Raw genomic sequence first — 10,005 nt, forward strand, 5'->3', positions numbered from 1 at the left:
CGGCCCCAAGCCGCTCAAATATCAGATCTTCTTCAATGCAATTGCGGTTGGACGCCTACGTCCTGAAGGAAACTTCCGAAGTGGCGGCTGACGTGTTCCTGCCAATCGGGCGCTTCCCCGGATTTCCCACCATAAATCGAGGGCCAGCCCGTCCCGGCGGGAAGGACATGCTGGCGCACACCGACGCCGGCCTTCTTCAGGCGGGCACCGTAACCAATTGTTTCGTCGTGCAGAGGATCGTCCTCGGCGGTGAAGATCAGCGCAGGGGCGACGCCTGAAAGACGCGAACAGAGGCAAGGTGCCGCGTAAGGGTGGCAACCGCCGCCGCTTAAGTAATGGCTCCAGCCCTCAGTCCAGCGTTGCCGCATGCCGATGGCTTCCGCTTTGCGGATAGAGGAGGTGCCCATGAAGGGATCAAGCAATGGCGAAATCAGCACCTGGCCGTCGAGCGCGTCGGGCAGCTGGTCGCGCGCTTTCAGCGCCACACCGGCGGCGACATTGCCGCCTGCCTCCTCACCGGCAACGAATAACAGCGACTTGCGGTCGCCAAGACCGGCAGCGCGCTTGTTGGCGAGATAGGTAAAAACGGAAAAGGAAACTTCCAACACTTGCGGAAACAGGTTGCCGGACAGGCTGCTGTAATCGACGGCGGCGACGATGGCGCCTGATTTGGCGAGGCTGATCGCCACCGGCCGGTCGACATTTGTCTCCCGATCTAGAAACGCGCCGCCATGCAGGTAAAGCACGATCGGCGGCCCTTTGCCGTAATCGGCGCCCTGGTAGATGCGTGCGGAAACGGGGCCGATGGCCACCTTGTCCAGCATCATATCTTTCCATTCCACCGTCATGGTTCCGGCCTTTGTACGCATCGCCACTGACCGACAACGCTGTCGCTTGCATTTTGTACAAAAAAGATATTGTTATTCAGAACAGGGAATAAGAAGTGATATCGCGATTACACTGTTCCAATTCTCGAATAATGGTGCAACGCAAACTGCGGACTTGAAACCGATGGATCAGCTTTCGGCAATGCGTGTCTTCATCCGCGTGGTGGAGACGGGCAATTTCACCCGCGCCGCCGACATGCTCGCCATGCCCAAGGCGACGGTGACCAATCTTATCCAGGGCCTGGAGGCGCATCTGCGCACCAAGCTTCTGAACCGTACCACGCGCCGGGTGATGGTGACCACGGACGGCGCGCTTTATTACGAACGCGCCGCGCAGCTTATCTCCGAACTGGAGGAACTCGACGGCAGCCTCTCCAATTCGCAGAGCCTGCCGAGCGGGCGGCTGCGCGTCGAGATGAGCGGCGCCTTTGCTGATGCGATCGTCGTCCCGGCGCTGTGCGACTTTTATCAGCGCTATCCCGATATCCGTCTGGACCTCGGCGTCAGCGACCGCACGGTGGATTATCTGGTCGAAAATGTCGATTGCGCGCTGCGGGCCGGCACGCCCACCGACCAGTCGCTGATCGCCCGGCGCGTCTCGGAGATGGAGCTCATCACCTGCGCTTCGCCAAGTTACATCCAGAAATTCGGCATGCCCGAACGCCCTGAAGATCTGGAGGCCGCACACTACTCGGTCAATTATTTCCGCGCTCAGAACAACCGGACGCTGCCCTTCGAATTTCGCAGGGACAACGAGACGATCGAGACCAACCCGCGCTACATCGCCTCCGTCAACGACAGCCGCACCTATCTGACCGCGGCACTGACGGGGCTTGGCGTCGCGCAGGTGCCGACCTTCATGGTGCGCGAACCGATGCGGCGGGGCGAACTCGTCCGCGTGCTGCCGGAATGGCGCCGCGATCCGATCCCGCTCTATGTCGTCTATCCGCCGAACCGTCACCTCAGCAACAAGGTCCGCGTCTTCGTCGACTGGCTGGTGAAGCTTCTGGTCGAGGCCAGGCTGAACGACTATTGAGCGGCAAAACAGATACGGCCCGGAAGGCAGGGGAACCTTCGACGGGCCGCAATATTTTGAACATCGGGCCTGTCGCGCCGCAGAGCGGCGCGGCAGGCTCTGGAGGTTCGTAAGAGAGCGTCAGGGAACTCCACTCTCTCGCGATAAATCCGTTATAAGCACTCTCCATAAAATTGTAAGAGGAAAAACTCACAAGCGCCGTTCACATAATCGCGATGAGGTCGGCCTGGTCAGACCATGCCGCCATTGGCGCGCAGCGTCTGGCCATTGATCCAGCCGCCGTCCGGGCCGGCGAGGAAGGCGACTGACGAGGCGATGTCCTCGGGCGTGGCGAGGCGCTCCAGCGGGTTCATCTTCGCCATGCGGACGACGAGTTCTTCCGATTTGCCGTCGAGAAAAAGATCGGTGGCGACAGGACCGGGCGCAATCGCATTGACGGTAATATTGCGGCCGCGCATTTCCTTGGCCATGATCGCCGTTAGCGTTTCGACGGCCGCCTTGGTCGCGGCGTAGACGCCGTAGGTTTCAAGCTTCAGCCCGACGACCGAAGTCGAGAAATTGATGACCCGGCCGCCGTCGCGCAAACGCTTGGCCGCTTCCCTCAGCGTGTTGAAGGTGCCCTTGAGGTTGACATCGATCTGCCGGTCGAAGTTCTCATCGTCAGCCTCGGCGAGCGACGAGAGCATCATGATGCCGGCATTGTTGACGAGCACGTCGATGCCACCGAAAGCAGTTTCCGCGGCATCGAACATGCGGCGCACGGCGTCCGCATCGCTGACATCGGCTTTCGCGGTCAGCGCCTCGCCGCCGGCCAGCTCGATCTCCCGGGCCAGTTCTTCGGCCGGCACGGCATTGCCGGAATAGTTGAGGACGACAGTGAAACCGTCTCTGGCGAGGCGCTTGGCGACCGCCGCGCCGATACCGCGCGAAGCGCCGGTAACCAGTGCGACCTTGCTGCTTTGGTTGGAAGTCATTGTTCTTCTCCTTCATCTGCGCCGCAGCGGGTTTTCGACGGAAAGAAGATGCGCCTTTTGCCAGTGCGGATAATCGTGCATTCTTCGGCATCATTATCCGTGAAAGGCGAACAAACAGATGGACAGGTTCGATGCCATGCGTGTGTTCTGCCGCGTCGTTGAGCGCCGCAGCTTCACCCTTGCCGCGGAAGACACCGGCCTTCCGCGCTCGACCGTAACCGATGCGGTCAAGCAGCTCGAGGCCCGCCTCGGAGTGCGCCTGCTCCAGCGCACCACGCGCCATGTCAGCCCGACGCTCGACGGCGAGGCCTATTACCAACGCTGCCTGTCGATCCTCGCCGACATCGAGGATGCCGAAGGCGCTTTTGCCGGCGCCAGACCGAAGGGACTGCTGCGCGTCGATGTGCACGGCACGCTGGCTCGGCATTTCGTGCTGCCGAGCCTGCCTTCCTTTCTCGAGACCTATCCGGAGATCGAGTTCTAGATGAGCGAGGGCGATCGGCTGGTCGATCTGGTGCGCGAAGGCATCGATTGCGTGCTGCGCGTCGGTACGCCCGGGGATAGCGATATGGTCGCCCGGCGCTTCGCCATGCTCGACGAGATCACCCTCGCCTCTCCGGCCTATATCGCCGCACATGGCCTGCCGCAGCATCCGGACCGGCTGACCGGCCACCGCATGGTCGGCTTCCGCTCCAGCAGCACCGGCACTCTGCTGCCGCTCGAATTCATCGTCGACGGCGCAGTGCGCAACGTCACCATTCCCGCGATCGTCGCCGTCAACGCCGCCGAAAGCTATGTTTCCGCGGCAAGGATGGGCCTCGGCCTGATCCAGATCCCGCGCTATCACGCTGAAAGAGATCTCACTGAGGGAAGGCTGGTTCGTGTGCTCGAGGATTTTCCGCTGACCCCGACGCCGGTATCCCTGCTCTATCCCCGCAACCGCCAGCTTTCACCGCGCGTGCGCGTCTTCATCGAGTGGCTGGTGAAGGTCTTCGCTCGACAAAATTCGGAAAGCGGGCATAACTAAAACACGCCTTGCTAATGTAGGCGCTTTTGGGGGAGCCATGGCACTCAGCGACATCACTGTCTACCAGACGGAAGACGGCTTCGTCGTCGAATTCGGTGGCGAGGGCGAAGACAGCATTGCCGTGACGCTGCGCAGCACGCCCGAGCTGACCTCGGAAAATGCCGTTTCGCGCGCCAAGGCCCTGGTTGCGACAGCGATTGAACCCGTCCATGGCGACGGCCCGCGCAGCAAGGATGCCAACGTGCTCGAAGAGGAACTGGAGGAAGGCCTCGAGGATTCTTTTCCGGCAAGCGACCCGGTTTCGGTCACCGTCACATCGATCCCGATGCGCGATCCGAACGCCGGCCGGTAACACCCGCTTGCCACGTCAAGCCCTTTGGGGGTGACGCCAAGCGCGCCGAATGGTATCTGCCTCGGCCATGACCGATGGTGGAATGACAAGCGGCGCGATCGGCGCCGGCGCGCTTGCCGGCGAAAGTCTCAGGGTGTTTTTCGAGCGCGACGCAATCGCCGTTGCCCGGGATCTGCTCGGCTGCCATCTCTCAGTCGACGGCGTAGGCGGCCGCATCACCGAGACGGAAGCCTATTTCCCCGATGACGAGGCCTCGCACAGTTTTCGCGGGCCGACCAAGCGCAACGGCGCCATGTATGGCCGCCCCGGCAATGCCTACATCTACCGCATTTACGGCATGTATTGGTGCCTGAACTTCGTCTGCCGTCCGGGTTCGGCCGTGCTGATCCGGGCGCTCGAGCCGGAAACGGGAATTCCTTTGATGATGGAGCGGCGCGGCACCGATATGCTGACGGCGCTCTGCAGCGGCCCCGGCAAGCTCTGCTTGGCGCTCGGCATCGACATTCAGATCAACGACAGGCTGCTCGACCGCCCACCCTATGCACTGACGCCCTCCGCGCCGGTGCCGATCGTTTCCGGAAAGCGCATCGGTATCACCAAAAATGCCGACGTGCCATGGCGCTTCGGCATCCAGGGATCGCGTTATCTCAGCAAACCGTTTCGCTGACTATTCCATCACGGCACTGTGGTCGACGGCGGGCGCGGCCTTCGGCTTACGCAGCAGCAGCACGAGCGGAATGACCGCGAGCGACATCAGCATCAACAGCTTGAAATCGTCCATATAGGCGATGATCGTCGATTGCAGCGTGATGATCTCGTTGAGCGAGGCGCGTCCGGCTGCCGTCACGGGACTGAGCCCCTGTGCCGCCACCGCGTTGAAGGCGTGGTTGAACGGCGTCACATAGGCAGCGATCGATTCATGATTGCTCTGCGTATTCTCGACGATCAGCGCCGAGACGATCGAGATGCCCACAGACGAGCCGATATTGCGCGACAGATTGTAGAGGCCGGTGCCGTCGCCGCGCATATGGGCGGGCAGCGTGGCGAAAGCGATCGTCGTCAGCGGCACGAAGAGAAAACCGAGACCGGCGCCCTGGATAAAGCCGACCGAGATGATCGTCCATTGCGAGACGTCGGGCGTCCAGCCGGTCATGTCGTACATCGCCCAGGCGGTCAGGCCGAGGCCGAGCACCAGCAGCCAGCGTGTATCGACCCTGCCGATCAGCCGCCCGACGATGAACATGCAGAGCATGGTGCCGAGCCCGCGCGGCCCCATGACGATGCCGGCGGTAATGACGGGATAGCCCATCAGCGTCTGCAAATAAGGTGTCATCAGCGCCAGCGAGGCGAGATAGGTGATGCCGATCACGAAGATGAAGATCATGCTGATCGAAAAATTCTGGTCGAGAAACAGCTTCGGATTGACGAAGGATTTCTCCGCCGTCAGCGTGTGCACCAGAAGCAGATAGAAGGCCGAAGCGCAGATAATCGCTTCGAGCATGATCTCGCCTGAGGAGAACCAGTCGAGCTGCTCACCGCGGTCGAGGAAGAGCTGCAGCGAGGCAATGAACAGGCTCATCATCCCGAAGCCGAACCAGTCGAGCTTGGCGAGCGCATCCCTCTTCGTTTCCGAAACGAAGACGACGATTCCGGCAAAGGCCAGCGCGCCGATCGGCACGTTGATGTAGAACACCCAGCGCCAGCTGATATTGTCGGTCAGCCAGCCGCCAATGACAGGCCCCAGCACCGGCCCGACCATGACCGAGACGCCAAAGAGCGCCATGGCCGAACCGCGCTCCTCGACCGTGTAGATGTCGAGCAGGATGCCCTGGGAAAGCGGCACCAGCGATGCGCCGAACAGGCCCTGCAGCAGGCGAAAGGCGACGATCTGGTTCAGCGATTGCGCCAGGCCGCAGAGCACCGAGGCGCCGACGAAGCCGGATATGGCGACGAGCAGCACGCGCTTGCGGCCGAACTTGGCGGCAAGGAAACCGGAGGGCGGCGTCATGATTGCCGCCGCGACGATATAGGACGTCAGCACCCAATTGATCTGGTCGGCCGACGCCGACACGCTGCCCTGAATATAGGGCAGCGCCACATTGGCAATCGTCGTATCCAGCGCCTGCATGATGACGGCGAGGATGACGCAGGCGGTGATCGCACCGCGATTGGCAACAGGGGTCGCCGAAGACGCGGGAGAGCTACTCATCATCCCCGCCCTGAGGCCGGCCCAGAAGCTTGTTGACGAAGTCGGGCAGGCCGCGGGCATGGCCGGTTTCGACATCGACGACCGTGCTCATGCCGACGCGAAGCGGCGGCTTGCCTTGCGTATCCTCGATGCTGACGCGCATCGGAATGCGCTGGACGACCTTCACCCAGTTGCCGGTGGTGTTCTGGGCCGGCAACAGCGCGAAGCTGGAGCCGGAGGCCGGGCTGATGCTCTCCACCTTGCCCTTCCACGTCACGCCGGGATAGGTGTCGACGTAGATCTCCGCCGTCTGGCCGGGTTTGACATAGGTCAGCTCGGTTTCCTTCGGGCTGGCGGCGATCCACAGATGGTCGGTGGCGACAAGCGAGAAGCCCTGCTGCGAAGCCTGCAGGTAGGAGCCGACCTGCAAGGCGTTGACATTGGTGACGATGCCGTCGAACGGCGCCTTGACGACGCTGTGGTCAAGCTCGCGCTGGGCATTGTCGACATTCGACTTGGCCTGCAGGTAGAGCGGGTTCTCCTCGATCGGCTGGTCGGCCGATCCGCCGAGCTGGGCAAGCGTCGTTGCGGCCTCCGCCTTGGCGACGGTCACCTTCTGTTGCGCGGCCTCGAGATTGTGCTTGGCCTCGTCATAGGCCGATTGCGTCGCGCTGCCGTTGTTGACGAGGTTTTGCTGCCGGTCGAACTGCTCCTGATAATAAGGCAGGTCGGCCTGCGCCTGGGTGATCTCGGCCAGCGACTGCTGATAGCTGGCCTTGAGGTTCATGATCTGGTTGCGCTGCACGCCGAGCTGCGCCTTGGCGCCGTCGAGCGCGATCTTGAAGGAATCGGTCCTCAGGCTGAAGAGCACCTGCCCCGCCTTGACCGCCTCGTTCTCGCGCACGTTGATCTCGTTGACGATGCCCGAGACATCGGTGGTGACGCCGACCATATCGGCCTGGATATAGGCGTTGTCGGTCGACATCACCTGGCCGCCATTGACGTAATAATAACCCGCGGCGACGAGCGCCGCCGGCAGCAGCGCGAACAGGACGGGCCGCGTGAGACTGCGCCGGCGGCGGACCTTGTTGCCGCCAGGCGCAGCCACGGCGGCAGCCGGCGCTGAACTGGATGAAGGCGCTTCGGCTACCGTTTCCTGCTGTTTGACTTGGTTTTCTTCAGATGTCTTGGCATTGGCGTCGGCGACGACGCGGAGGTTGGATTGATCAGCCATCGTTCATCTCATTCTCTTCAACCGGTGTTCGGCAAGCCTGCACCAGGTTCGTCTTCATAACGGATAGTATCTCGTAGAGCTGCTCGCGTTGCTCGGCGGAAACGCCTTCCAGCGCCTCGGCTCGGGTTACATCGCCGAGTTCGCGCATTTCGGCGAGCAACGGATGCGCCTCCTCGCGCATGTAGAGCAGCCAGATGCGCCGGTCGGTCGGATGCTGGCGGCGCTCGATCAGCCCGCGTTCGGCAAGCTTGTCGAGGATGCGCACCAAAGTGATCGGCTCGACTTCGAGGATTTCGGCAAGGCCGCTCTGATGGATACCTTCATTGTTCGAGAGATAGGCAAGTGTCTGCCACTGCGAACGCGTCAGCCCGAGGCACTTCGCGCGTTGCTCGAACCGCTTGCGCAGCAGCCGTGCGACGTCGTGGAGAAGGAAACCGAGAGTGGGCGTGGTGTTCATTGGTACCTTTGCCGGCTATTTATAAGCATACTTATGATATGGGTATTTATATTCCGGGCGAGTGCACTGCACAAGAGCAGCGTCGACAGATTCAGGGCCGCGGTCGAAATGCCGCAGCCGCGGGGGGCAAACCATACCTTCTTTGCCGGTTGCAGCGCACGTACGGTGGCCGCAGGGCAGTTTCGGCCCTAGTTCCTGAAGAACTTCGCCTCCATGAGGTGCGCAGGAGGGCTCGATGGCGTTCTTCGAAAGCATGCTGACGCTGCTCCTTGTGGCGATCGTCTTCCTGCAATTCTCCAGGAGATTCCGGATCCCCTATCCCACAATGCTCTCGCTCGCCGGCGTCATCGTCGCCGCCGTGCCCTGGGCACCCGAGATTGCAATCGATCCCGACCTTGCACTGGCGCTGCTGGTCGCGCCCGTGCTTTTCGACGCCGCCTACGATCTGCCGCCGCGGACATTGCGCCGCAACTGGATGCCGCTCCTCTCGCTCGCCGCCATCGCCGTGGTGCTGACAGCTGCCGCCGTCGCCGTCGTCGGGGTGACGATGGCCGGGCTGCCGATTGCCGCGGCTGTCGCGCTCGGCGCTATCGTCGCGCCGCCGGATGCGGCCGCCGCGACCGCCATGCTCGACCGCTTCGCGCTGCCGCGCCAGACCTATGTCGTCCTGAAGGGCGAGAGCCTTCTCAACGATGCCGTGGCACTCCTGATCTTCAGCGCCGCCGTCACCGCTGCCGCAAGCCCGACCTTCTTCACCGGCGCTCTGGCGGAACTGGCTCTGGCCGTGCCGGGCGGCCTCATCCTAGGTTATCTCCTCGGCCGGCTCTACATGGTCGTCGGGTTGAAGCTCGCCGGCACTCTCGGCGGCACTCTGCTGGAGTTCGTCGCCACCTTCGGCACCTGGATCATCGCCGAGCGGCTGCACCTGTCGGCGATTCTGGCGATCGTCGTATACGCGATGGTGATCGCCCGCTACATGCCGGAACGGCAGACGGCCCGCCACCGCATCCACTCCTACTCCGTCTGGGAGGCTGCCGTCTTTCTGCTCAATGTGCTCGCCTTTCTGCTGATGGGCCTGCAGGCCCGGCAGATCGTGCTTGATCTTGATCCCGGCCGCCTGAATTTCGCGATCACCTTCGCTGCCGCAGTCTTTGCCACCGTCATCGCGGTGCGCCTGGCCTGGGTGCTCTTCTATAACCGGGCGATCAATTTTCTCGCGGCGCGCGGACGCGCGAAACAGGCGGCCCCGACGTTCGCGACCAGCCTGCTTGCCGGCTGGTGCGGCATGCGCGGCCTCGTCACACTGGCGACCGCCCTCGCCCTGCCTATCGATTTTCCCGATCGCGACATCATCCTGCTCAGCGCGCTCGCCGTCGTCCTCGGCACCCTGATTGTTCAGGGTCTGACGCTCGGATCGCTGATCCGTTTCCTTAATTTCGAACCGGATACGTCTCTTGACCGCGATCTCGCCAGAGCCCGCGTGGCGTTGATTGATGCAGCACTTGCCGAGCTTGCTGGCGGCGAGGACGAATCCACCCGCATCCTGCGTGACGTCTACACCTCGGAGCGCAAGATCGCCGCGGATGGGAAACATCCACGCGAGGTCAGCAAGCTCGACAAACAGCGCCGCAACGTAATCGTCGCAAAACGCGCCAAGCTTGCGGCGATGCGCCGCGCCGGCGAGATCGACGACGATGTCTTTCACATGCTTGAACAGGAGCTTGACTGGGCCGAACTCGGCGCGCTGCCGCCCGGCAGGGACGAGATCGTCGAGAGCTGACACTGCCTATGAAGCTTTTATGGATTCAAAAACGCAGCCAATTGGCATTTGCAATTTTTCGCCCCTGCCG

9 protein-coding genes and 1 pseudogene are annotated in these 10,005 nt (G+C 62.3%); 5 read left to right on the forward strand and 5 right to left on the reverse strand.

The genetic code is table 11. The features are described 5' to 3' along the window. Positions 1-32: 32 nt before the first annotated feature. Complete coding sequence (locus EFR00_RS29305; RefSeq protein WP_077994863.1) at positions 33-848, reverse strand: alpha/beta hydrolase fold domain-containing protein; 816 nt, start codon at positions 846-848, stop codon at positions 33-35. Positions 849-1,011: 163 nt separating this feature from the next. On the opposite strand from EFR00_RS29305, the gene EFR00_RS29310 reads away from it, so the two are divergent. Beyond that, positions 1,012-1,923, forward strand: a complete 912-nt coding sequence (locus EFR00_RS29310) for a LysR family transcriptional regulator (protein ID WP_038690901.1) — start codon at positions 1,012-1,014, stop codon at positions 1,921-1,923. Positions 1,924-2,153: 230 nt separating this feature from the next. On the opposite strand, the gene EFR00_RS29315 is transcribed toward EFR00_RS29310, so the two are convergent. Continuing rightward, positions 2,154-2,897, reverse strand: coding sequence for an SDR family oxidoreductase (locus tag EFR00_RS29315; protein ID WP_077994864.1), 744 nt, complete (start codon positions 2,895-2,897; stop codon positions 2,154-2,156). A gap of 118 nt (positions 2,898-3,015) precedes the next feature. Between EFR00_RS29315 and EFR00_RS29320 the strand changes: the two are divergent. The 3 genes and pseudogenes from EFR00_RS29320 (at position 3,016) to EFR00_RS29330 (ending at position 4,943) form a co-directional block, all read left to right on the forward strand. Further along, positions 3,016-3,924 (forward strand): annotated as a pseudogene (locus tag EFR00_RS29320) (LysR family transcriptional regulator). A gap of 37 nt (positions 3,925-3,961) precedes the next feature. Further along, a complete protein-coding gene (locus EFR00_RS29325) occupies positions 3,962-4,276 on the forward strand; it encodes a hypothetical protein (protein ID WP_009985783.1) in 315 nt (104 codons plus the stop codon). Positions 4,277-4,325: 49 nt separating this feature from the next. Next, positions 4,326-4,943, forward strand: coding sequence for a DNA-3-methyladenine glycosylase (locus EFR00_RS29330; RefSeq protein ID WP_077994865.1), 618 nt, complete (start codon positions 4,326-4,328; stop codon positions 4,941-4,943). Here EFR00_RS29330 and EFR00_RS29335 read toward each other — a convergent pair whose 3' ends face one another. From EFR00_RS29335 to EFR00_RS29345, 3 genes are read right to left on the reverse strand one after another with little or no spacing between them, the layout of a single operon-like run. Continuing rightward, a complete protein-coding gene (locus EFR00_RS29335) occupies positions 4,944-6,485 on the reverse strand; it encodes a DHA2 family efflux MFS transporter permease subunit (protein WP_077994866.1) in 1,542 nt (513 codons plus the stop codon). Continuing rightward, the gene (locus EFR00_RS29340; RefSeq protein ID WP_077994867.1) at positions 6,478-7,698 is read right to left on the reverse strand and encodes an HlyD family secretion protein; all 1,221 of its coding nucleotides are present in this window, start codon (positions 7,696-7,698) and stop codon (positions 6,478-6,480) included. The genes EFR00_RS29335 and EFR00_RS29340 overlap by 8 nt, the downstream gene beginning before the upstream one ends. Further along, complete coding sequence (locus EFR00_RS29345; protein ID WP_077994868.1) at positions 7,691-8,155, reverse strand: MarR family winged helix-turn-helix transcriptional regulator; 465 nt, start codon at positions 8,153-8,155, stop codon at positions 7,691-7,693. The genes EFR00_RS29340 and EFR00_RS29345 overlap by 8 nt, the downstream gene beginning before the upstream one ends. A gap of 235 nt (positions 8,156-8,390) precedes the next feature. Here EFR00_RS29345 and EFR00_RS29350 point away from each other — a divergent pair, with 235 nt between their 5' ends. Further along, positions 8,391-9,935, forward strand: coding sequence for a cation:proton antiporter (locus EFR00_RS29350; RefSeq protein ID WP_077994869.1), 1,545 nt, complete (start codon positions 8,391-8,393; stop codon positions 9,933-9,935). Positions 9,936-10,005: the final 70 nt, after the last annotated feature.

Source organism: Rhizobium sophoriradicis, from assembly GCF_003939025.1.
Taxonomy (GTDB): Bacteria; Pseudomonadota; Alphaproteobacteria; order Rhizobiales; family Rhizobiaceae; genus Rhizobium; species Rhizobium sophoriradicis.